18 protein-coding genes are annotated in these 22,149 nt (G+C 73.2%); 9 read left to right on the forward strand and 9 right to left on the reverse strand.

Features of this window, described 5'->3' with window-relative positions:
- Positions 1 to 13 precede the first annotated feature (13 nt).
- Positions 14 to 475: a hypothetical protein gene (locus C7456_RS08645; protein WP_245889811.1), complete on the reverse strand. Its 462-nt coding sequence runs from the start codon at positions 473 to 475 to the stop codon at positions 14 to 16.
- Between the two features lie 147 nt (positions 476 to 622).
- Here C7456_RS08645 and sufT point away from each other — a divergent pair, with 147 nt between their 5' ends.
- The 3 genes from sufT (at position 623) to C7456_RS08660 (ending at position 6,960) form a co-directional block, all read left to right on the forward strand.
- Positions 623 to 1,180 (forward strand): putative Fe-S cluster assembly protein SufT, encoded by a 558-nt coding sequence (sufT, locus tag C7456_RS08650; RefSeq protein ID WP_109723354.1) that lies wholly within the window; start codon positions 623 to 625, stop codon positions 1,178 to 1,180.
- A gap of 564 nt (positions 1,181 to 1,744) precedes the next feature.
- Complete coding sequence (locus C7456_RS08655) at positions 1,745 to 4,312, forward strand: pre-peptidase C-terminal domain-containing protein (RefSeq protein WP_109723355.1); 2,568 nt, start codon at positions 1,745 to 1,747, stop codon at positions 4,310 to 4,312.
- A 482-nt stretch (positions 4,313 to 4,794) separates the two neighbouring features.
- Positions 4,795 to 6,960 (forward strand): M4 family metallopeptidase, encoded by a 2,166-nt coding sequence (locus C7456_RS08660; RefSeq protein ID WP_109723604.1) that lies wholly within the window; start codon positions 4,795 to 4,797, stop codon positions 6,958 to 6,960.
- Positions 6,961 to 7,046: 86 nt separating this feature from the next.
- Here the strand turns inward: C7456_RS08660 and C7456_RS08665 are convergent, their stop codons facing one another.
- The 4 genes from C7456_RS08665 to wrbA all read right to left on the reverse strand — a co-directional run bounded on the left by C7456_RS08665 (position 7,047) and on the right by wrbA (position 10,575).
- Entirely contained in the window at positions 7,047 to 7,532 is a 486-nt protein-coding gene (locus C7456_RS08665; RefSeq protein WP_109723356.1) for an asparaginase domain-containing protein, read from the reverse strand.
- Between the two features lie 137 nt (positions 7,533 to 7,669).
- The gene (locus tag C7456_RS08670; RefSeq protein ID WP_109723357.1) at positions 7,670 to 9,307 is read right to left on the reverse strand and encodes an acyl-CoA dehydrogenase family protein; all 1,638 of its coding nucleotides are present in this window, start codon (positions 9,305 to 9,307) and stop codon (positions 7,670 to 7,672) included.
- 312 nt (positions 9,308 to 9,619) lie between these two features.
- Positions 9,620 to 9,976, reverse strand: coding sequence for a DUF2069 domain-containing protein (locus C7456_RS08675; protein WP_109723358.1), 357 nt, complete (start codon positions 9,974 to 9,976; stop codon positions 9,620 to 9,622).
- Positions 9,973 to 10,575 (reverse strand): NAD(P)H:quinone oxidoreductase, encoded by a 603-nt coding sequence (wrbA, locus tag C7456_RS08680; protein WP_109723359.1) that lies wholly within the window; start codon positions 10,573 to 10,575, stop codon positions 9,973 to 9,975. The genes C7456_RS08675 and wrbA overlap by 4 nt, the downstream gene beginning before the upstream one ends.
- A 49-nt stretch (positions 10,576 to 10,624) precedes the next feature.
- Between wrbA and C7456_RS08685 the strand changes: the two genes are divergently transcribed.
- Genes C7456_RS08685 through C7456_RS08695 form a run of 3 tightly spaced genes read left to right on the forward strand, consistent with a single transcriptional unit; the run spans position 10,625 to position 12,644 of the window.
- Positions 10,625 to 11,905, forward strand: coding sequence for a YihY family inner membrane protein (locus C7456_RS08685; RefSeq protein WP_109723360.1), 1,281 nt, complete (start codon positions 10,625 to 10,627; stop codon positions 11,903 to 11,905).
- Complete coding sequence (locus C7456_RS08690; protein WP_109723361.1) at positions 11,902 to 12,378, forward strand: TlpA family protein disulfide reductase; 477 nt, start codon at positions 11,902 to 11,904, stop codon at positions 12,376 to 12,378. The genes C7456_RS08685 and C7456_RS08690 overlap by 4 nt, the downstream gene beginning before the upstream one ends.
- A complete protein-coding gene (locus C7456_RS08695; protein WP_109723362.1) occupies positions 12,378 to 12,644 on the forward strand; it encodes an acylphosphatase in 267 nt (88 codons plus the stop codon). Before C7456_RS08690 ends, C7456_RS08695 begins: the two co-directional genes overlap by 1 nt.
- Before the next feature lie 265 nt (positions 12,645 to 12,909).
- Here the strand turns inward: C7456_RS08695 and ppk2 are convergent, their stop codons facing one another.
- The 4 genes from ppk2 to hemA form a co-directional block, all read right to left on the reverse strand.
- Positions 12,910 to 13,668 carry a polyphosphate kinase 2 gene (gene ppk2, locus C7456_RS08700; RefSeq protein WP_109723363.1) on the reverse strand — a complete coding sequence of 253 codons (759 nt, stop codon included), beginning with the start codon at positions 13,666 to 13,668 and terminating at the stop codon, positions 12,910 to 12,912.
- 15 nt (positions 13,669 to 13,683) lie between these two features.
- Complete coding sequence (locus C7456_RS08705) at positions 13,684 to 15,789, reverse strand: O-linked N-acetylglucosamine transferase, SPINDLY family protein (protein WP_109723364.1); 2,106 nt, start codon at positions 15,787 to 15,789, stop codon at positions 13,684 to 13,686.
- 32 nt (positions 15,790 to 15,821) lie between these two features.
- On the reverse strand, positions 15,822 to 16,904 hold the full coding sequence (gene prfA / locus C7456_RS08710) for a peptide chain release factor 1 (protein ID WP_109723365.1): 1,083 nt from the start codon (positions 16,902 to 16,904) through the stop codon (positions 15,822 to 15,824).
- Positions 16,905 to 16,980: 76 nt separating this feature from the next.
- Entirely contained in the window at positions 16,981 to 18,255 is a 1,275-nt protein-coding gene (gene hemA / locus C7456_RS08715; RefSeq protein ID WP_109723366.1) for a glutamyl-tRNA reductase, read from the reverse strand.
- A 108-nt stretch (positions 18,256 to 18,363) separates the two neighbouring features.
- Between hemA and C7456_RS08720 the strand changes: the two genes are divergently transcribed.
- Genes C7456_RS08720 through ispE form a run of 3 tightly spaced genes read left to right on the forward strand, consistent with a single transcriptional unit; the run spans position 18,364 to position 22,146 of the window.
- The gene (locus C7456_RS08720) at positions 18,364 to 20,112 is read left to right on the forward strand and encodes a tetratricopeptide repeat protein (RefSeq protein WP_109723367.1); all 1,749 of its coding nucleotides are present in this window, start codon (positions 18,364 to 18,366) and stop codon (positions 20,110 to 20,112) included.
- Positions 20,109 to 20,723 carry a lipoprotein insertase outer membrane protein LolB gene (gene lolB / locus C7456_RS08725; RefSeq protein WP_109723368.1) on the forward strand — a complete coding sequence of 205 codons (615 nt, stop codon included), beginning with the start codon at positions 20,109 to 20,111 and terminating at the stop codon, positions 20,721 to 20,723. Before C7456_RS08720 ends, lolB begins: the two co-directional genes overlap by 4 nt.
- A 7-nt stretch (positions 20,724 to 20,730) precedes the next feature.
- Positions 20,731 to 22,146 carry a 4-(cytidine 5'-diphospho)-2-C-methyl-D-erythritol kinase gene (ispE, locus tag C7456_RS08730; RefSeq protein ID WP_109723369.1) on the forward strand — a complete coding sequence of 472 codons (1,416 nt, stop codon included), beginning with the start codon at positions 20,731 to 20,733 and terminating at the stop codon, positions 22,144 to 22,146.
- Positions 22,147 to 22,149: the final 3 nt, after the last annotated feature.

A 22,149-nucleotide genomic window follows, 5' to 3' on the forward strand; every position in this document is an offset into this window, starting at 1 on the left:
CGCCGCCGGCGCGTCAGCCGCGGGCGCGGCGCGGCCGGCGGGCGGCGGCCAGCGCGGCCGCCAGCATGCCGGCGCCGAGCCAGGCCGCGTCGCCGGGCGACAGCGCGTGGCGGCCCAGTTCCAGCAGCATGCCCGGCCCGGCCTGGCGCATCGCCTCCAGCAGGCCCAGGCCCATCAGCCCGGCGATCTTCGCGGCGGCGGTCAGCGCGCCGACGTAGAGCGTGGCCACCAGCGTGGCCGCCGCGGCCAGCACCGCGGCGGCGACGCCGGCGGGATGGATCCAGCGCCGCATCGCCACGCCCAGCAGCAGGCCCGCCGGCAGCGCCAGCCACGGCAGCCCGTGGCGCGCCAGCATTACCGGCACCATCCACACGGCGCCGGCCGCCAGGGCCAGCACGGCGGCGCTGAGCGCGGCGAGCAGCCACTGGAACGCGGTCGACAGGGCGCGGCGGCGGGGCGGGGCGGCGGCGGGCACGGGGCGTCCTTCGGGCAAAGCCGCCATCTTAACCGCTGCGGCGGGGCGGGCGCCTTGAGATGGATGCGCGGTGGCCCGATATGCGCTTTGGCACAATAAGCGACCGCGGGCGGCGTCCGTCCGCCCCATCGGCGCAGCAGGATCGGCATGAGTGGCTTCAGTCTGAGCAGCGAACCCTTCACCCTCGAGCGCGACTGCGAAGCCGTGATGGTGCCGCAGGGCGAAAGCGTGACGCTGCCGGCCGGCCAGATCGGCTACATCACCCAGGCGCTGGGCGGCAGCTTCACGGTGTACGTGGAGGGCAACCTGTTCCGCATCGCCGGCCAGGACGCCGACGCGCTGGGCAAGGAGCCGCCGCCGCCGCTGGAGCTGCCCGCCGACGCCAGCGACGCCGACGTCGAGAAGCTGGTGTGGCAGCAGCTGCGCACGGTGTTCGACCCGGAGATCCCGATCAACGTGGTCGAGCTGGGGCTGGTCTACGACGTGAGCCTGGAATCGACCACCCCCGAGCAGCGCAAGGTCTACGTGAAGATGACGCTGACCGCGCCCGGCTGCGGCATGGGCGACATCCTGGTCGACGACGTGCGTACCAAGCTCGAATTGATCCCCACCGTGGCCGAGGCGGACGTGGACCTGGTGTTCGATCCGCCGTGGAACCACTCGATGATGTCGGACGCGGCCAAGCTCGAGACCGGCATGCTCTGACCGGCGCTCGCCGCCGCCATGGCCGGTTCGCGCCATGGCCGCTCGTCTTCCGTTTCCCTTCTTCGCGCGCGGCGGCACGCGGCGTCGCCGCGGCCGGGGCGGTGGCGCCATCGCCCGCCGGCCCGTCGGCGCACGCCTCGCGGCACGGCGGTCGCCGGAGAGGCGGTTCGCAAATTAATGCGACTCCATTCCGCTTGAAAAATGGCCTACTTGCGGAAGAAAAGGCCAATGACGGCATATGGAATCGTAATTAATTTCGATTATCTCGGGCGCTTATCGCATTGTGTGAGGCAATGCGCAATTGGGAAAAAATCCCATTGCCGTATCCATTTCCCCGTGCCTATTTTTGAAAATCCGCCGACATGGCCGCCTGGCGGATGATCCCGTGACAGCCTGCTGAGGGGACAGGCCGTCGCCCCCAAGTCCAATTGGGACCCGACGTCGATCCTGCTGGGAGGCAGGGGCAGGACGACGCTACGGCCGACGGGATCGCTAGACAGCAAGCATGAGGAGAGCCGTGCTCATCACGGCATGTCACTGTCTATTCAATTTCGGGGATAACCAATGCAAAACAAGTTCCTAGTTCTCCGCCGCAGCCTGCTGGCGGCCGCGGTCGGCTTGACCCTGGCCTCCGCCGCGGCAAGCGCCACCGACGCCAGCACGCTGGCAGCCACCGACACCTCGCCCGTCGCCGCCCACGCCGTGGCGCTGCGCAAGAACGAAAGCTACACCGGCCAGCTGCCCTTCTCGCAGCCGATGCACGTGGAGATCGCGCTGAAGCTGCGCAACGGCGACGAGCTGAAGAGCTTCATCGCCGCCGCCCGCCAGGGCTACGCGCCGCTGGCGCAGCGCTACATGTCGCGCGAGCAGTTCCTGCAGCGCCACGCGCCGACCGCCGACCAGGCGCAGGCGGTGGCCAACTTCCTGAGCCGCGCGGGCTTCACCAACGTCACCATCTCGGACAACCGCATGCTGGTGTCCGGCGACGCCACCGCCGACGTGGCGCAGGCGGCGTTCCACACGAGCTTCGCCAAGGTGCGCTCGCACGACGGCCGCGACACCTACGCCAACACCTCCGACGCGCACATCCCGGCGGCGCTGCAGGACAGCGTGCTGTCGGTGATCGGCCTGCAGGACGTGCACCGCGCGCACACCTTCGCCCGCGTGGCCAAGCGCGACGCGCTGACGCCGCAGGCGGTCACCGGCCACAACCCGACCGAGTTCGCCGCGATCTACGGCGGCGCGGGCGCGCCGACCGGCGCCGGCGTCAAGGTGGGCATCATCACCCAGGGCAAGCTGACCCAGGTGGTGACCGACCTCAACAAGTTCACCTCCAACAACGGCCTGGCCACGGTCACCACCACCACGGTGAACACCAACGGCACCAGCTCGGACACCTCCGGCCTGGGCGAGTGGGACCTGGACAGCCAGGACATCGTCGGCATGGCCGGCGGCCAGGTGGGCGGGCTGATCTTCTACAACATCCCGACCCTGTCCAACTCCAACCTCACCGCCGACATCAACAAGGTGGTCTCGGACAACCAGGTCAAGATCATCAACGTGTCGCTGGGCGAGTGCGAGACCGACGCCAAGAGCGACGGCTCGGCCGCGGCGCAGGACCAGGCCTTCCAGCAGGCGGTGGCGCAGGGCCAGACCTTCTCGATCTCCACCGGCGACGACGGCGCCGACGAGTGCGGCGACGGCGGCACCACGCCGAGCTGGCCGGCGGCCTCGCAGTACGTGGTCGCGGTGGCCGGCACCAAGCTCGACGCCTCCACCACCACTTGGAACAGCGAGGTGGTGTGGAACGAGCTGTCCAACGACGAGGGTGCCACCGGCGGCAGCGAGAGCACCTTCGAGCCCAAGCCGAGCTGGCAGACGCTGTGGACGGGCAGCCACCGCGGCGTGGCCGACGTGGCCTTCGACGGCGATCCGGAGTCCGGCGCCAAGGTGATCGTCAACGGCTCCACCGAGCAGATCGGCGGCACCAGCCTGTCGGCGCCGCTGTTCTCCGGCTTCTGGGCCCGCGTGCTGGCCGCCAAGGGCACCGACGTGGGCTTCGCCGGGCCGCTGATCTACCAGCTGCCGGCGTCGGACTTCCACGACATCACCTCCGGCAACAACGACGGCGAGTCGGCGTCGGCGGGCTACGACCTGGCCAGCGGCCGCGGCAGCATCATCATGGCCAGCGCCATCAACGACATCGGCGGCGGTGGCGGCGGCGGCACCAACAACCCGCCGGTGGCCAACTTCGGCGTGACCACCAGCGGGCTCACCGCCAGCTTCACCGACAGCTCCACCGACAGCGACGGCTCGATCGTCTCGCGCTCGTGGAGCTTCGGCGACGGCGGCACCTCGACCGCGACCAACCCCAGCCACACCTACGCCGCGGCGGGCACCTACACCGTCTCGCTGACGGTGACCGACGACGACGGCGCCACCAACACCAAGACGCAGTCGGTGACGGTGAGCAGCGGCGGCGGTGGCGGCGGCGGCAGCCTGCAGAACGGCGTGCCGGTGACCAACCAGTCCGGCTCGAAGGGCCAGCAGCTGAGCTACACGGCGGTGGTGCCCTCGGGCGCCAGCAACCTGGTGATCAGCATCTCCGGCGGCTCGGGCGACGCCGACCTGTACGTGAAGTACGGCTCGGCGCCGACGCTCACCAGCTACGACTGCCGTCCGTACAAGACCGGCAACAGCGAGAGCTGCACCTTCGCCGCGCCGCAGGCGGGCACGTACTACGTGATGATCAACGGCTATGCCGCGTTCTCCGGCGTCAGCGTGCAGGCGTCGTGGAGCACGGGCGGCGGCGGTGGCGGCGGCAACGTGCTGCAGAACGGCGTGCCGGTCACCGGCCTGTCGGCGAGCACCGGCAACAGCGTCACGTACACGATGAACGTGCCGGCGGGCGAGAGCAGCCTGTCGTTCGCCATCTCCGGCGGCACCGGCGACGCGGACCTGTACGTCAAGCGCGGCTCCGCGCCGACCACCAGCAGCTACGACTGCCGTCCGTACAAGACCGGCAACAACGAGACCTGCACGTTCTCGTCGCCGCAGAGCGGTACCTACTACGTCACCGTGCGCGCCTACCAGACCTATTCGGGCGTGTCGCTGACCGGCAGCTACCACTGAGCGAAAGCGGCCCGCGGCGACGCGCGGCCCATGGACTCCCGGCCCTCGCGGGCCGGGAGTTTTTTTGTGGGCGACCGCCGGCGGCCGGCGTCGCGCGGCTGGCGGAGCGCGCCGGCGCGTAAACGGTTTCGCAAGTTCATTCGTGCATCGCCGCATGCGCGGCTGTGAGGGCAGTCACGCGCCTAGGAAAATTTCCTGCTTGCGCCAGAGGCTTGCGCCGCCCTATCGTCAAACGATCCGTTGGCGGGGAGGTTGACGGATGGTCCTGTGCCGGCGTTTTCGTAAATTCATGCGCCGCGACACCCAACAGGCCCACGCGCTGCCCTTACATGGAGTGCTAGGGGAAGGCGGCGATCGGGCACCACAGGATCGCTAGACAGCTGAAAACAGGCGCCGTGCGGATGCACGGCATGTTCTTTTCGCATGGGGTCCACGCGGCCGCATCAGGCCCGCTCGTCCCCGAAAATGTCTAGGAGTTCATGATGACAAGCAGTATCCGTTTGAAGGCACTGGTCGCCGCGATCGGCATGGCCACCGCTTCCATGGCGACGGCCGCGACGACGCAGAGCCTGCGCGCGCAGAACCTCGCCGGCACGCCGGTCGCCAAGCTGGCCGCCAAGCTCAACCTCGGCGCCGACATGTCGCTGTCCGCCCGCAGCGTCGCGCCGCTGAAGGATGGCCGCAAGGTGGTCCGCCACCAGCAGATGTACCGCGGCGTGCCGGTGTACGGCCGCAGCATCGCCGTGCTGCAGGACGCCAGCGGCAACGCGCTGCGCGCCACCGGCGAACTGCTGCAGCTGGGCAACCAGCTCGCGCCGCTGTCGGTGACGCCGAAGCTGGCCGCCGCCGACGCGCTGGCCGCGCTCAAGAGCCACGCGCACACCCTGCTGCTGGCCGGCGCCTCGATCGGCAACGAGCAGGCCGAGCTGTTCGTCTACCCGCAGGACAACGGCTCGCCGCGGCTGATCTACCGCACCTCCTACTTCGTGGGCGGCGACCATCCCAGCCGGCCGACCGCGCTCGTCGACGCCAACACCGGCGAGGTGATCAGGAGCTGGGACGGCCTCACCCACGCCGACGCCACCGGCCCCGGCGGCAACCAGAAGACCGGCAAGTACATCTACGGCACCGACTATCCCTACCTGGACGTCACCCAGTCGGGCAGCACCTGCAAGCTGCAGAACGCCAACGTGGTGACCTACAACCTCAACCACGGCACCAGCGGTGGCTCGATCGTCAGCTTCACCTGCCCGAACAGCGACACCGACGCCATCAACGGCGCCTACTCGCCGGTCAACGACGCGCACCACTTCGGCGGCGTCGTGCACGACATGTACGTGGCCTACACCGGCGCCGCGCCGCTGAACATGCAGCTGCGCATGAACGTGCACTACCGCAGCAACTACGAGAACGCCTTCTGGGACGGCACCGCGATGTACTTCGGCGACGGCGCCAGCACGTTCTACCCGCTGGTGTCGCTGGACGTGACCAGCCACGAGATCAGCCACGGCTACACCGAGCAGAACTCGGGCCTGGAGTACGACGGCCAGTCCGGCGGCATGAACGAGTCCTACTCGGACATCGCCGGCGAGGCCGCCGAGTTCTACGACCGCGGCGCGGCGGACTTCCTGGTCGGCGCCGACATCGTCAAGGCCAGCGCCGGCATCGGCGAGGCGCTGCGCTACATGTGCAACCCGCCGCAGGACGGCGGCTCGATCGACAACGCGGCCGACTACACCTCCAGCCTCGACGTGCACTACTCCTCGGGCGTGTACAACAAGGCGTTCTGCCTGCTCGCCAAGACCAGCGGCTGGGACGTGAAGAAGGCGTTCCAGGTCTTCGCGCTGGCCAACAAGACCTACTGGACCGCCACCAGCAACTTCAACTCCGGCGCCTGCGGCGTGGAGTCGGCGGCCGACGACCTGGGCTACAACAAGAACGACGTGATCACCGCCTTCAACGGCGTGGGCGTCACCTGCCCGGGCAGCGGCGGCGGTGGCGGCGGCACCGGCACCGAGCTGCAGAACAACGTGGCGGTGACCGGCGTGTCCGGCGCCAGCGGGGCCGACAACGACTTCTTCATCAAGGTGCCGGCCGGCGCCAGCAACCTGGTGATGTCGATCTCCGGCGGCTCGGGCGACGCCGACCTGTACACCAAGTTCGGCTCCGCGCCGACCACCAGCAGCTACGACTGCCGCCCGTACAAGAGCGGCAACAACGAGAGCTGCACGGTGGCCTCGCCGCAGGCCGGCACCTACTACCTCAAGGTGCACGGCTACTCCGCGTACTCGGGCGTGACGGTGAAGGCGTCCTACACCACCGGCGGTGGCGGCGGCAGCGGCAGCGACCTGCAGAACGGCGTGCCGGTGACCGGCCTGTCCGGCGCCACGGGCGCCAAGCTGTACTACACGGTGACCATCCCGTCGGGCCGCAGCTCGCTGAGCATCGCCATGTCCGGCGGCAGCGGCGACGCCGACCTGTACGTGAAGAAGGGTTCCAACCCGACCACCAGCAGCTACGACTGCCGTCCGTACAAGACCGGCAACAGCGAGACCTGCACCTTCAGCTCGCCGGGCGCGGGTACCTACTACATCATGATCAACGGGTACTCCTCGTTCTCCGGCGTGTCGCTGAAGGCGACCTGGTAAGCGCACGGAAGGCGGCGGGCCGGCGACGCCCCGCCGCCGGGCAGGAACGCGGCGGGTCCGGTCTCGCGGCCGGGCCCGCTCCTGCGTCAGGCCGCCTCGAAGCGGTTGGCGTCGCGGTTCTTGCGCACCTTGGCCGGGTCCCACACGCGGCCGTTCATGGCGATGTACACGCCCTCGGGCAGGGTCTGCACCGCGGCCACCGCGCAGCCGATGTTGAACACCGCGTCCGAGCCCTGGAAGCGCGCCGGGTTGAGCGCGCCGGTGAGCACGATCACCTTACCCCCGATCTTCGCCAGCTCGCGCGCGGTCTCCACCATGGTGTCGGTGCCGTGGGTGACCAGCACGTGGCGGTGCGGCTGCGCCTCGATGGTGGAGCGGATCAGCGCGCGGTCCTCGTCGGTGATGTGCAGGCTGTCCTTGCGCAGGATCGGGATCACGTCGAACTCGAAGGCCACGCCGAGCTGGCCGAGGATCTCGCCGATCTGCGGCGCGCCGATCTTGTAGTCCGACTTGTCGTCGAAATAGATCTTGTCGATGGTGCCGCCGGTGGTGACGATGGTCAGGTGCTGCATGGTCGTGGTGCCGAGGGAGGGAAGGCGGGCATTCTAGCCGCTGGCGGGGCGCGGGCCGGATCGGGCGCGCGTGCCTCCGGCGCTCGCGGGTCGCCTTGCGCCTGCGCGGTCCCCGCCGTCGGCGCGGCCGCCCGGCCTCACCCGGCCAGCAGCTGCGTGTCCGCCGCCTCGCCCGCCGCGAAGCGCTCCAGGCCATGGGCGAGGAAGCGCCGCAGCGCGGCGCCGGGCCGCTGGTCGCCGCGGTCCTTCGACCAGGCCGCCTGCCGCGCCAGCAGCGCGGCCGCCGCGCAGCGGGCCAGCGTGACGGCGAGGCCGCGCGCGCCCGCCTCCAGCGCCGGGCGCCGGACGCCGTCGGCGTCGAGCCGGCGCGCGGCGGCGTCCAGCGCGGCGCGCACCGCCTGCGCCGCGGCCGCGTCGCCGCCGGCGAGCCAGCCGTCGGCGGCAGCACGCAGGGCGCCGAGGCCGTCGCCGGTCAGCGCGCGCAGGCTGTCCAGCGAGAGCACGTTGGTGGTGCCCTCCCAGATCGGATAGACCTGCGCGTCGCGCAGCAGCTGCGGCAGGCCGGTGTCCTCGATGTAGCCGGCGCCGCCGAAGCACTCCAGTGCCTCCGAGCAGATCGCCACCGCCAGCTTGCCGGTCCACAGCTTGGCCAGCGGGGTGAGCAGGCGCAGCAGCGCCGCCTCGTGCGGCTGCGCGGCGCCGTGCTCGACGCGGCCGAGCAGGTGCGCCACCTCGAAGGCCAGCGCGAAGGCGCCCTCGAATTCGGCCTGCATGCCGGCCAGCGTGTGCGCGTGCAGCGGCTGTTCGAGCAGCGGGCGGCCGAAGGCGGAGCGGCGCGCCGCATAGTCGCGCGCCAGCGCGATCGCGCGGGCCATGCTGGCCACCGCGCACACCGCGTTCCAGGCGCGCGTGGTGTTGAGCATCGGCGCCACCTGGCGCACGCCGTGGGCCAGCTCGCCCACCGGCCAGGCGGGCAGGCCGTCGAGGTGGATCTCCGCGGTGGGCAGCTCGTGCGTGCCGAGCTTGTCCTTCAGGCGGTCGATGGTGAGTTCCGGCCGGCGCGCGTCGCCGTCCATCGTCTCCACGTAGAACAGCGCCAGCGCCTGCGCGCCGGGGCCGGCGCCCTCCGGCCGCGCCAGCGCCAGCGCGGCCTCGCCCACCACCGCCGAGCTGAACCACTTGCGGCCGTACAGCCGCCACTGGCCGTCGGCGCCGCGGCGGGCGACGGTCTCGGTGTTGCCGACGTCGGAGCCGCCGGGCGTCTCGGTCATCCACTGGCCGCTGAGCCAGAACGCGCCCGGGTCGCGGCTCAGGAATCGCGGCAGCGCCCGCCCGATCAGCTCGGTGTTGCCGGACGCCTTGAGCGCGGTGGCGGCGCCGTCGGTCATCGCCAGCGGGCAGGTGTAGAACTCGCTGGCGACGTGGTAGAGGTAGACCCGCGCGAATTCCTCCAGCCGCGCGTGCTCGTGCGCCTCGTGGCCGGCGGCGAGGATGGCGTGGCGGGTGGTCAGCCGCGGGCCTTCCTGCCAGGCGGCGGTGAGCTCAATGCGGTCCACCCGCCGGCCCCAGGCGTCCCAGGCGGTGAGCACGGGCTTGCGCGGCGTGCCGGCGCGGGCGCGCTGCCAGGCCATCACCGCGTAGTCGCCCAGCGCGTCGAGGTCGACGTCCAGCAGCTCGCGGCGCGCGGCGGGCAGCGCGCGGTCGAGCAGGGCCAGCAGCAGGCGGTCGCCGCGGTAGGGATGCTCCAGTTGCGGGGGCTGCTGCAGGAACGCCATGGCCGTCTTCTCCGCTGCGGTACCGGGACGAGTATAGGCCGCCCTACGCGCGCGTATCGACCGGGCCGGCGTGTTCAAATCTTCCAGGCGGGGCGCCAGAAGGGCCGGCGGGATGAGCTGCGGGCGGGCGTGGCGGCAGCGCTCGGCCGCGGGCGGTCTCGCGTCGGGTCGATCGCGGCCGGAGGCCGCTCCCACGGGGGTCTCGCAAGCCTTGGGGGAGCGGCCTCCGGCCGCGACTCATGCCGCGCCGTCGCAGGCCGGCGCTCGGTCCGCGAGCGCCCGCTTCGGCGGTTGCGCCCGCCGGCGCCTGCGTCAATGCGCCGGCTTGCGCCGCACGCCCGCGCCCAGCGCGCCGATCAGCAGCAGGGTGAGCGCGATCTCGGCGCCGGCCAGCCAGCGCGTGTCGGCCGCGCTCCACGCCTCGGCCACGCCGTGGCTGAAGTAGAACAGCGCGAGGATGCCGGTCCACAGCAGCGCGCGGCGCACGTTGCGGATCGCCAGCAGCGGCAGCAGCAGCGGCAACACGGTCAGCGCCAGCACCAGCCAGGTCGGTAGCAGCGGCGAGGGCGCCAGCCAGGCGTGCCAGACCACCTGCAGCGCCAGCAGCGCCGCCCAGGCGGCGAGGCCGACGCGGTAGACCGGCGCGACGGTGGGCGCGGCGGCGCTCATGCGCCTTGCCCGAGCCGGCGCGCCACGTCGGCGAGGCGCCGCCCCAGCGCACGCGCCAGCGCCCGCTCGTGCTCGTCGATCGCGCGCTCGCCCGACGCGCCGGCGACGTGGCTGGCGCCGTAGGGCGTGCCGCCGCCCCGCGTGGCGGAGAGCGCCGGCTCGGTGTAGGGCAGGCCGACCAGCAGCATGCCGTGATGCAGCAGCGGCAACGCCATGCTGAGCAGGGTGCTCTCCTGCCCGCCGTGCATGCTGGCGGTGGAGGTGAACACCGCGGCCGGCTTGCCGGCCAGCGCGCCGCTGGCCCACTCGGCACCGGTGCCGTCGATGAAATGCTTGAGCGGCGCGGCCATGTTGCCGAAGCGGGTGGGACTGCCCAGCGCCAGGCCGGCGCAGTCGAGCAGGTCCTGCCGGCCGGCGTAGGGCGCACCTTCCTCGGGCTCGGGCGGCTGCGCCACCTCCGTCACCGGCGCCACCGGCGGCACCTGGCGCAGGCGCGCGCGCATGCCGGGCACCTCCTCCACGCCGCGCGCGAGCAGCCGCGCCAGCTGGGCGGTGTGGCCGCCGCGGCTGTAGTAAAGCACCAGGATCTCGTGGCTCATGCGCTTGGGCGATTCAGCGGGGATGCGCTAGTGTACCGGCGATGCCCGCATGGAGGTCCGCCGCTTGCGCTTCGAACGCGACCGCATCCGCACGCTGAGCCGCTTCCTGTGGCAGCGCTTCGTCGACGACAAGTGCTTCGAGACGGCCGGCGCGCTGTCCTACACCACGCTGGTCTCGCTGGTGCCGCTGACGGTGGCGGTGTTCGCCATGGTTTCGGCCTTCCAGGTGTTCGAGGGCGCGCGCGACAGCCTGCTCGACTTCGTGTTCCGCAACTTCGTGCCGGCCGCCGGCATGCAGGTGCAGAACGCGCTGACCAGCTTCGCCAGCAATGCCAGCCAGCTCACCGGCATCAGCATCCTGGTGATGCTGTTCAGCGCGCTGTCGATGATGGTGAGCATCGAGGACCGGCTGAACCGGATCTGGCGCGTCTACCAGCCGCGCGGCTGGGGTTCGCGGCTGCTGCTGTACTGGGCCGCGCTCACGCTGGGGCCGATCCTCGCGGTGGGCGGGCTGGCGGCCACCTCCTACGTCACCGCGATGCCGCTGCTGCGCGACGCCGCCGTGCCGCTGGGCCTGGGCCAGCAGCTGCTGCGCGTGCTGCCGTTCGTGGTCACCTTCGTCACGCTGTGGCTGATGTACACGCTGATCCCCAACTGCCGCGTGCCGCGCCGCGACGCCACCATCGGCGCGCTGCTCGGCGCGCTGCTGTTCGAGGTGGCGCGCTGGGGCTTCGCGCTGTTCGTGCGCAACGCGCACAACTACCAGCAGATCTATGGCGCGCTGGCGGTGGTGCCGATCTTCCTGCTGTGGATCTACCTGTCCTGGGTGATCGTGATCCTGGCCGCCTCGGTGGCCGCGGCGCTGTCGGCCTACGAGTACCATGCGCCCGCGCAGGAGCTGCCGGAAGGCGCCGAATTCCTCGGCCTGCTGGTGGTGCTCAAGCACTTCGTGCAGGCGCAGCGCGAGGGCCGCAGCCTCGACCCGGCCGCGGTGCGCGCCCGCGAGCCCTACCTGCGCGGCGCGCGGGTCGCGGCCTACCTGGAGGACCTGCAGCGCGCCGGGCTGATCCGGCGCGGCGAGTCCGGCGGCTGGCTGCTGTGCCGCAGCCTGGACAGCACCGACCTGCTGCGGGTCTACGGCCACACCCACTACCGCCTGCCGCTGCAGCCGGCCGAGAAGGCGCGCGCGCTCGGCATCGAGCTGCCGCCCAGCCTGCTCGCGCTGCTGGAGGAAACCGCCGCGACGCTGTCCGCCGCGCTGGGCACGCGGCTGGACCAGGCCTATCCTCCGGTCTTCGCCCCCGACGTTCCCCAGGATTCCGCCCCATGACATTCCACCGCCGCCTCGCCGCCCTCGCGCTGGCGCTGCTGTGCGCCCTGCCGCTCCATGCCGCGATGCCGGCGCGGCCCGCGCTCAGGGTCACCACGCTGGACGGCAAGCCCTACGACCTGGCCGCGCAGCGCGGCCGCTGGGTGATCGTGAACTTCTGGGCCACCTGGTGCGTGCCGTGCATCAAGGAGATGCCGGACATCTCCGCCTACGTGCAGAAGCACAGGGACAAGGTCGCCGCGATCGGCCTGGCCTACGACGACTCCGACCCGGCCGACATCAGGGCCTTCGTCGCCCAGCACCCGGTGGCCTATCCGGTCGCGCAGGTGACGCTGGACCATCCGCCGCCGGACTTCGACGAGCCGCGCGGCCTGCCCACCACCTACCTGATCGCGCCCGACGGCACCGTGGCCAAGCGCCTCGTCGGCCCGGTGACCGCGGCCACGCTGGGCGCGGCGACGGGGCTGCCGTGATGGCCACCGCGCGCTTCCTGGTCGGCGGCCGCGTGCAGGGCGTGTTCTACCGCGCCAGCACGCGCGAGCAGGCGCTCGCGCTGGGCCTGGCCGGCGAGGCGCGCAACCTGCCCGACGGCCGCGTCGAGGTGGTCGCCAGCGGCGAGCCGGCGGCGCTGGACGCGCTGGAGCGCTGGCTGTGGCAGGGACCGCCGGCGGCACAGGTGGACGAGGTGCGCCGCGAGGCGCTGCCGCCGCGCGAGTTTGCCGGCTTCCGCACCGGCTGAGGAACGGCGGGCAGGGAGCGGCGGCCGCGTGGCGCGACCGCGCACGCTTGCCGGTCGTCGCCCCCGCCGGCCGTCATTCCCGCCCCAGCGGGAATCCATTTGCTTTTCACGCCTGCGCAAGAGCCAGGATGGATTCCCGCTGGGGCGGGAATGACGCCCTGAATGATGGACGTTGCGCATTGCGCATCGCGTGGCGACGCGCACCGATGCGCTGCGCGTTGATCCGCGCGGCGGGCCGGCGCCGGCCCGGCCCCGCGTCGCGCCCTCAGTAGACCTCGGGCACCCGCAGCGCCTTGGCGGTGACCTTCTCGCGCCTGGGCTTGTCCTTCAGCCTGGGCAGCTCCACCGCGGGGATGTCCTGCTCGCGGTACGGCAGCTGCGCGAGCAGGTGGTGGATCAGGTTGAGGCGGCCGCGCTTCTGGTCGTTGAAGTCCACCACGAACCATGGCGCGTGGGCGGTGTGCGTGCGCTCGATCATCGTGTCGCGCAGCTTGCCCATCTGTGCGTACTTCGTGCGCGCCTTCAGGTCCACCGGCGAGAGCTTCCAGCGCTTGAGCGGGTCGTGGGCGCGCTCGGCGAAGCGTTGCTCCTGCTCCTTCTGGTCCACCGCGAGCCAGTACTTGAGCAGGAGGATGCCGTCGTCCACCAGCAGCTTCTCGAAGGCGGGCACGGCGTCGAGGAAGGCGCGGTACTGCGCCTCGGTGCAGAAGCCCATCGCCGGCTCCACCACCGCGCGGTTGTACCAGCTGCGGTCGAACAGCACGAACTCGCCGGCCGCGGGCAGGTGCGGCACGTAGCGCTGGAAGTACCACTGCGTCGCCTCGCGGCTGTCGGGCTTGTCCAGCGCCACGATGCGGTAGCCGCGCGTGTCCAGCGGCTCGGTGATGCGCTTGATGGTGCCGCCCTTGCCGGCCGCATCGCGGCCCTCGAAGATCACCAGCAGGCGCTGGCCGGTGCATTTCAGCCAGTACTGCAGGCGGACCAGTTCCAGTTGCAGCTGTTCCAGCGGCTTGGGCTTGGCCATGGCGTGGCTCCGGGGTCAGAAATCCAGGTCGGCGGGCGGGCGGCCGATGCGGTGGCGCGCGCCGATCGCCTGCACCGCGCGGCGGAAATCCGCGGCGAAGCCGCGCGTGTCGAACAGGCCGGCGTCGCCGTGGCGTCGCCGCAGCAGCGCGCGCAGTTCGCGCAGCGTGCCGGGCTGGCGGCCCAGCTCCACCGCCATCGCCAGCCAGCTCGCCTCGTCGGCGCAGACCAGCTCGGGCAGTCCCGCGTGCTGCACCAGGCTGGCCGCCACGCGGCCGGTGAAGGTGGCGCCGGCGCGGGTGAGCAGCGGGCAGCCCGCCGCCAGCGCGTCGGCGGCGTGCGCGTGCGCGTTGTAGGGCAGGGTGTCGAGGAACAGGTCCACGTGCGCGTAGCGCGCCAGGTAGTCCGGCTGCGGCAGGCGCGGCTGGAACACCAGCCGCCGCGGGTCGACGCCCAGCGCGGCGGCGGCCTCGCGCAGCCGCGCGTCGGCCGCCGCGCCGGCCGTCTGCAGCCACAGCACGCCGTCGGGCACCTCCTGCAGCACCAGCATGAAGCGCGCGAAGCCGTCCGGCGTGAGCTTGTAGCTGTTGCCGAAGCTGGCGAACACCACGCCGTGCGCGGGCAGCCCGCAGGCTTCGCGCGGCGGCGGCGCGGCCACGCCGTCGAGCGCCGCCACCGGCATGAAGCAGCGCGGCAGGCGCAGCACCTTTTCGCTGAAGTGCGCGCGCAGCACCGGCGGCAGCACCATCGCGTCGGCCAGCAGGTAGTCGGTCCACGGCGCGCCGGAGCTGGCGGGGTAGGCGAACCAGTTCACCTGCACCGGCGCCGGGTGCAGCTCGAACAGGCCCACGTTGGCGCCGGCGCCGTAGCCGCGCAGGTCGAACAGCACCTCGATGCCGGCCGCGTGCACCTGCCGCGCCTGCGCCGCCGCGTCGAGCCCGGCCGCGTCGTGCAGCGCGGCCGCGGCGGCGAGCCGGCGACGCAGCGCGCCGCCGTCGTCCGCGGCGGTGGCGAACAGGTGCGGCTCCAGCGCGCCGTCGTCGCGCAGCGCTTCCAGCAGCGGCGCCAGCAGGCGGCCGATCGGATGCTCGTTGAAGCCGTTGGAGACGAAGCCCACGCGGATCGGCGCGGTGGCGGCCGGCGCGGCGGCGGCGAAGGCCAGCCGGCGGCGCAGCGGCGCGGCCTGGCGGTCGACGTCGGCGGCGAACGCGCGCGCGCAGCGCAGCTGCAGCGCGGCGTCGGTTTCCTCGGCCAGGAAGGGGAAGGGCGGCACGATGGCCTGGTCCGCGGCCACCGCCTCGCGCAGCCGCGCGCCGAGCGCGTCGAGGCCGCGCCAGTCGTACAGGCGGCGCTTGGCGAACACCAGCTGGGCCAGCGCGGCATGGAAGTCCGGCGCGAGCTCCAGCGCGCGGGCATGGGCCTCGGCCGCGCGCTCGAGCTCGCCGCACTCGTCGAGCGCCACCCCGGCCTGGAAGGCGTGGCGGGGATCGCGCGGCGCCGCGCGCTCGGCGCGCAGGTGGCTTTCCGCCGCCTCGGCGTGGCGTCCCATCGCCTGCAGCACGTGGCCGCGCAGCGCGTGCGCCTCGGCCAGCCGGGGCTCCAGCTGCAGCGCCTCGCCGATGTGCTGCAGCGCCTGCTCGTGGTGGCCGAGCTCCAGCTCGGCGGCGGCGAGGTTGAGGCGCAGGCCCGGGTGCGTCGGCGCGCCGTGGGTGGCCGTGGCGAAGGACTCGCGCGCCTCCGCGAAGCGCGCGGCGGCCATCAGCGCGTTGCCCAGGCCGAGCAGCACGGCGGCGTGGCCGGGCGCGCGGCGCAGCGCGGCGCGCAGGCGCGCGATCGCCGCCTCGGCGTCGCCGCCGTCGGTCTCCACGCCGGCGAGGTTGCACTGCACCTCCAGGCTGCCCGGCGCCAGCGCCTCGGCGTGGCGCAGCGCGAGGCGCGCTTCCGCCAGCCGGCCCAGCTGCCACAGCGCCAGGCCGTGCAGGCGCTGCAGCTCGGCGTGCGCGGGGTACCGCGCCAGCGCGCGCTCCGCCGCGGCGGCGGCGTCCGCCCAGGCGCCGCGCTGCAGCAGTGCGGCGACCTGCGGCAGGAGCGCGTCGATGCGCGGGTCGCGGGGCGGGTTCATCGCGGCACGCTAGCGCAGGGACGGCGGCGTTGTCAGCCGTGGCCGGCCAGCGACTTCAGCTCGTCGGCCTGGTGCTCGCGGGTGAGCGTGTCGACCAGCTCGTCCAGGTCGCCCTGCATGATCTCGGGCAGGCGGTACAGGGTGAGGTTGACGCGGTGGTCGGTGACCCGGCCCTGCGGGAAGTTGTAGGTGCGGATGCGCTGGCTGCGGTCGCCCGAGCCGACCTGCAGGCGGCGCTCCTGCGCCTGCGCGGCGGCCTGCTTGCCCTGCGCCTCGTCGAGCAGGCGCGCCTTCAGCAGGCTCATCGCGCGGGCGCGGTTCTTGTGCTGGCTGCGCTCGTCCTGGCACTCCACCACGATGCCGGAGGGCAGGTGGGTGATGCGGATCGCCGAGTCGGTCTTGTTGACGTGCTGGCCGCCGGCGCCGGAGGCGCGGAAGGTGTCGATCCTGAGGTCGGCCGGGTTGAGCTCGACGTCCTCGATCTCGTCCATCTCCGGCAGGATCGCCACGGTGGCGGCGGAGGTGTGGATGCGCCCCTGCGACTCGGTCTCCGGCACGCGCTGCACGCGGTGCGTGCCCGACTCGAACTTCAGGCGCGAGTAGGCCCCCTTGCCCTCCACGCGGGCGACGATCTCCTTGTAGCCGCCGTGCTCGCCGGGGCTCTCGGAGAGCACTTCCACGTGCCAGCGCCTGCGCTCGGCGTAGCGCGCGTACATGCGGAACAGGTCGCCGGCGAAGATCGCCGCCTCGTCGCCGCCGGTGCCGGCGCGCACCTCCAGGAACAGGTTGGCCTCGTCGCGCGGGTCCTTCGGCAGCAGCAGGAGCTGCAGCTCGCCGTCCAGCTCGGCCAGCCGCGCCTCCAGCCGGGCCACGTCGTCGGCCGCCATCTCGCGCAGCTCCGGGTCGGCCAGCATCGCCCGCGTCTCGGCCAGCTCGCGCGCGGCGCGCTCGTGCTCGCGCAGCGTGGCGGCCACCGGCTCCAGCTGCGCGTACTCGCGCGACAGCTCGCGGAAGCGCTGGCCGTCGGCCAGCACCTCGGGCTCGGCGAGCAGGCGGCCGAGCTCCTCGTGGCGTTCGGACAGGGCTTCGAGCTTGCGGCGGATCGAGGGGGTCATGAGGGCGAGGCGCGAGTGGGGAGTGGAGAGGAGCGGGTGGGCGGAGGCGGGACCCCGGGCTTTGGCTCGATCCTCGCTACTCCTCGCGCACTTCCGGTCCTTCCGGCCTGCCGTACAGGCGCCCGGCCGCGTGCAGCAGCTCCAGGTCGCCGGCCAGCGCCGCCTCGCGCAGGCGCGCGCTGGGGTGGTGCAGCAGCTTGTTGGTCAGCGTGTTGGCGAGGAAGGCCAGCGCCTCGTCCGGCGACTTGCCGCGCGCCAGCATCGCCTGCGCCTTGGCCAGCACCTCGTCGCGGTACTGCTCGGCGTGCTGGCGCAGGTCCACCACCGGGTTGCGCAGGGTGAGCGCGCGGCGCCAGGCCATGTAGCGCTCCACCTGCAGGTCGATGATCGCCTCGGCCTCGCGCGCGGCCGCCTCGCGCGAGCGGCGGTTGTCGTCGATCACCTGTCTGAGGTCGTCGATGCCGTACAGGAACACGTCGTCCAGCGTGCCCACCCCGGGCTCGATGTCGCGCGGCACGGCGATGTCGACCATGAACATCGGCCGGCGCCGCCGCGTGGCGATCGCCTTCTCCACCATCGCGCGGGTCACCACCGGGGTGCGCGAGGCGGTGGAGGAGATCACGATGTCGGCCTCGGCCAGGTGCTGCGGCAGGTCGTGCAGGGCGATCGCGTAGCCACCGTGGCGGCCGGCCAGCTCCTGCGCGTTCTCCAGCGTGCGGTTGGCCACGATCAGCCGACGCACCTGCTTGTCGGCCAGGTGCCGCGCGGCCAGCTCGATGGTGTCGCCGGCGCCGACCAGCAGCACGCAGGCCTGCTTGAGGTCGGTGAACACCTGCTCGGCCAGCCGCACCGCGGTGAACGCCACCGAGACGGTGTGCGCGCCGATGCGGGTGTCGGTGCGCACCCGCTTGGCCACCGCGAAGGTGTGCTGCAGCAGGCGGTCCAGCGGCGCGCCCAGCGCCTGCGCCTCGCGCGCGATCTGGTAGGCGTCCTTCACCTGGCCGAGGATCTGCGGCTCGCCCAGCACCATCGAGTCCAGCCCGGTGGCGACGCGGAACATGTGCCGCACCGCGGCGTCCTCGTCGTGGCGGTAGAGGAACTCGTCGAGCTTGCCCGGAGTCAGACGGTGGTGGCGGCCGAGCCAGTCCAGCGGCACGTCCTCGGCGCCCGCCGCCACGCCGACGTACAGCTCGGTGCGGTTGCAGGTGGACAGGATCAGCGCCTCCTCCACGCCCGGCTCGCCGCGCAGCGCGCGCAGCGCGGCGCCGGCGGCGTCCGCGTCGAACGCCACCTGCTCGCGCAGGCCGACCGGCGCGGTGAGGTGATTGAGCCCGAGGGCGATCAGCGGCATGGCGTTGTCGTTGGCGAGACGGCGGGCATCCGGCGGCGTAGGCTAGGCTTGCGGCATGGCGCCGGCGGAAAATGGGGCCGCGACACAAGGCGGGCAACGGAGAATAGTGTGCTGAGCGGGCATCCCAAGTTCAAGCAACTGCGGCAATTTGCAGCCTGCGGCGCGCTCGCGCTGGGGCTGGCGGCCTGCGCCTCGGCGCCGGGCCAGCGGCCGGCGGCGGCCGCCAGGGCCGCCGTCGCCGCGCAGCCGCTGGACCGGCTGACCGTGGCCACCCCGGACGCCGAGCACGACCTGGTCGCCCAGCTGATGGCGGGCGAGATGGCGCTCACCCATACCGACCTGAAGACCGCCGCGGCGCACTACGGCCGCGCGATGGCGCTCTCCGACGACCCGCGGGTGGCCGAGCGCGCCGCCGGCCTCGCCATCGCCGTGCACGACGCCGTCGCCGCGCAGCGCGCGATCGCGCGCTGGCAGGCGCTCGGCGCCACCCCGGCGCAGCTGGCGCAGGTGCGCGCGCAGCTGGCGCTCGACCAGGGCGACACCGCCGGCGCCCGGCGGCAGCTCGAACTGCTGGTCGGCACCGGCGACAAGGACGCCTGGCGGCAGTTCGGTCGCGTGCTGCTCGGCGCGCGCGACCAGGCGCAGGCGGCGCAGCTGCTGGAGGCGCTGGCCACGCCCGAGCGCCTGCCGGCCGACCCGCAGGCCTGGCTGGCGATGAGCGAGATGGGCGACAAGCTCGGCCGCCCGGCCTACGCGCTGCGGATCGCCGACGCCGCGGTGCGCCGCTTCCACGGCCCGGAGACCTACGCCTGGGCCGCGCAGCTCAAGTACAAGGCCGGCGACCACGCCGGCGCCAAGGCGCTGCTGCAGCAGGCGCTGGCCAGGAACCCGGACAACGCGCAGCTGCGGCTGGCCTACGCCGGCCTGCTCAGCCAGGGCGGCGACTACGCGGCGGCCGCGCGCCTGCTCGACCGCGGCCCGCAGGACGCCGACACCTACGCGCTGCGCGCCGCGCTGGCGGCCAAGGCCAACGACAAGGCGGCCATCGCCCGGCTCTACCAGCAATTGCAGCAGGCGCCGGACGAGGTGCGCAGCGGCAGCGCCTACCTGCTCGGCCAGCTGGCCGAGATGCTCGGCCGGCGCGGCGAGGCGCTGGGCTGGTACGACCAGGTCGGCGACGACGACGAGCACGCCTTCGACGCCGACCTGCGCAGCGCGGTGCTGCTGTTCCAGCAGGGCAAGCGCGCCGACGCCCACGCGCTGCTGGAGCAGCTGCAGACCGGCTACCTCGACCAGCCGGCGCAGCTGCGCCGCGCCTACGAGGCGGACGCCGAGCTGTACATGCAGGAGCAGCGCTACGCGCAGGCCGCGGACGCCTACGGCCGCGCGCTGCAGGTGATGCCGGACGACCCGGGCCTGCTCTACGGCCGCGGCCTGGCCTACGCCGAGGCCGGCAGGATCGACCCGGCGGTGGCCGACTTCCGCCGCCTGCTGCAGATCCGTCCCAACGACGCCGACGCCAGCAACGCGCTCGGCTACACCCTGGCCGACGCCAACCGCGACCTGCCGGAGGCCGAGCGGCTGATCGAGGTCGCCCGCGCGGCCAAGCCGGACGACCCGGCGATCGCCGACTCGTGGGGCTGGCTGCAGTACCGGCTGGGCCACCTGGACCAGGCCGCGCAGGTGCTGCGCGGCGCCTGGGCGGCGCGCAAGGACGCCGACGTCGGCGTGCACCTGGGCGAGGTGCTGTGGAAGCTCGGCCGGCGCGAGGACGCCGAGAGGATCTTCGACCAGGTGCGCCGCCTCGACCCGCACAACGGCAACCTGCAAGCCACCCTCAAGCGCCTGAAGCCATGAAGCGAATCCTCTGTTGTGCCGCGGCGGCGCTGCTGCTGGCCGGCTGCGCCGCGCCCGCGGTGCGCATGAAGGGCGACGCCGCCCTGCTCGACGCCCAGCGCGTCCGCGAGCAGGCGCTGGGCGGCGTCGACCACTGGGCGCTGGAAGGCCGGCTGGCCGTCTCCAACGGCCAGGACGGCGGCAGCGGCAGCCTGAGCTGGACCCAGGACGGCGAGCGCTACGCCTTCGAGCTGCGCGCGCCGGTCACCGGCAAGAGCTTCCGCCTCACCGGCGGCCCCGGCGGCGCGCTGCTGGAGGGCGTGGAGGGCGGTCCGCTGCGCGGGCCCGACGCCGAGTCGCTGATGCGCCGCGCGCTGGGCTGGGACGTGCCGCTGCGCGAGCTGCGCGCCTGGGTGCTCGGCCTGCGCGCGGACGCCGGCCCCGCCGAGCTCAGCTTCGGCGCCAACCGCCTGCCCTCGCTGCTGGAGCAGGACGGCTGGGCGGTGGAATACCGCGCCTGGGACGAGGCGCGCCAGCCGCCGCTGCCGAGCACGGTGTTCGCCTCGCGGCCGCCGTACAAGGTGAAGCTGTCGATCCAGTCGTTCCGGCTCGACGCCGGCGCGCCGCGATGATTGCCGGATGAGCCCGCCGTTCCATATCGAGCGCGCCGTGCCGGCGCAGGTGGACGCCCTGTGCGCGATCGAGCGCGCGGCGGTGCAGCTGTTCCGCGGCCATCCGGCCTGGCCGGCCTACGAGGCGGCCAGCCTGCCGCCCGACCAGCTCGAGGCCGCCATCGCGCGCGGCCTGGTGTGGGTGGCGCTGGGCGAGGCGGGCGCGCCGGTGGGCTTCGTCTGGCTGGACGACGAGGCCGGCGGGGACGCCGTCGCCGTCGCCGAGATCGACGTGCTGCCGCGCCACGGCCGCCGCGGCATCGGCGCCGCGCTGCTGGAGCACGCCTGTGCCTGGGCGCGCGCGGCCGGCTACCGCCGGGTCGACCTCGGCACCCTGGCCGACGTGCCCTGGAACGCGCCGTTCTACGCCAGGCACGGCTTCCGGCCGATGGACAAGCACGCGCCGGCCTACGCCGCGCTGCTGGCGCACGACCGCGCCCACGGCTTCCCCGACCGGCTGCGCGTGTTCATGTCGCGCCCGCTGGAACCGGCCGCGCCGGGCGACTGGACCGCCTGGCCGGCGCCGGCCAAGCTCAACCTGTTCCTGCGCATCACCGGCCGCCGGCCGGACGGCTACCACGAGCTGCAGACGGTGTTCCGCCTGCTCGACTGGGGCGACGAGCTGCGCCTGCGCGTGCGCGGCGACGGCGAGATCCGCCGCGTGGGCGGGGCGCCCGGCGTGCCGGCCGACGACGACCTGGCGGTGCGCGCCGCGCGGCTGCTGCGCGAGCACGCCGGCGTCGGGGCCGGCGCGGACATCGGCATCGACAAGCGCATCCCGATGGGCGGCGGCCTGGGCGGCGGCAGCTCGGACGCGGCCACGGCGCTGGTGGCGCTCAACCACCTGTGGGGCTGCGGGCTGGACGAGGACGCGCTGGCCGGGCTGGGCCGGCGCCTGGGCGCCGACGTGCCGGTGTTCGTGCGCGGCCGCTCGGCCTGGGCCGAGGGCGTGGGGGAGCGGCTGACGCCGCTGGCGCTGCCGCGGCGCTGGTACGTGGTGCTCGACCCGCGCGCGCACGTGCCCACTGCGGGCCTGTTTCAAGCGCCTGAATTGACACGAAATGCCGCGCCGGCGACAATTCCGTCCTTTGTTTCGGGCGAGGCGGCCGAAAATGCCTTCGAGCCGGTCGTGCGGGCGCGCTACCCCGAGGTGGCGGCCGCGCTGGACTGGCTGGGGGGATTCGGCCGGGCGCGGTTGTCCGGCAGCGGCGGCTGCGTGTTCCTCGAAACGGCCTCGCGCGGTCAGGCGCGGCGGGTGGCGCGGCAGTGTCCGGCGGCCTTCGCCGCGCATGTCGCGCCGGGCGTGGACACGTCGCCCCTGCGGCGGGCCCTGGCCCGGCACCGCGGGGCGGCCGGGAACGCATCGACGCCGGCGCAGCGCTAGTTT

Source organism: Fulvimonas soli, assembly GCF_003148905.1.
GTDB lineage: Bacteria > Pseudomonadota > Gammaproteobacteria > Xanthomonadales > Rhodanobacteraceae > Fulvimonas > Fulvimonas soli.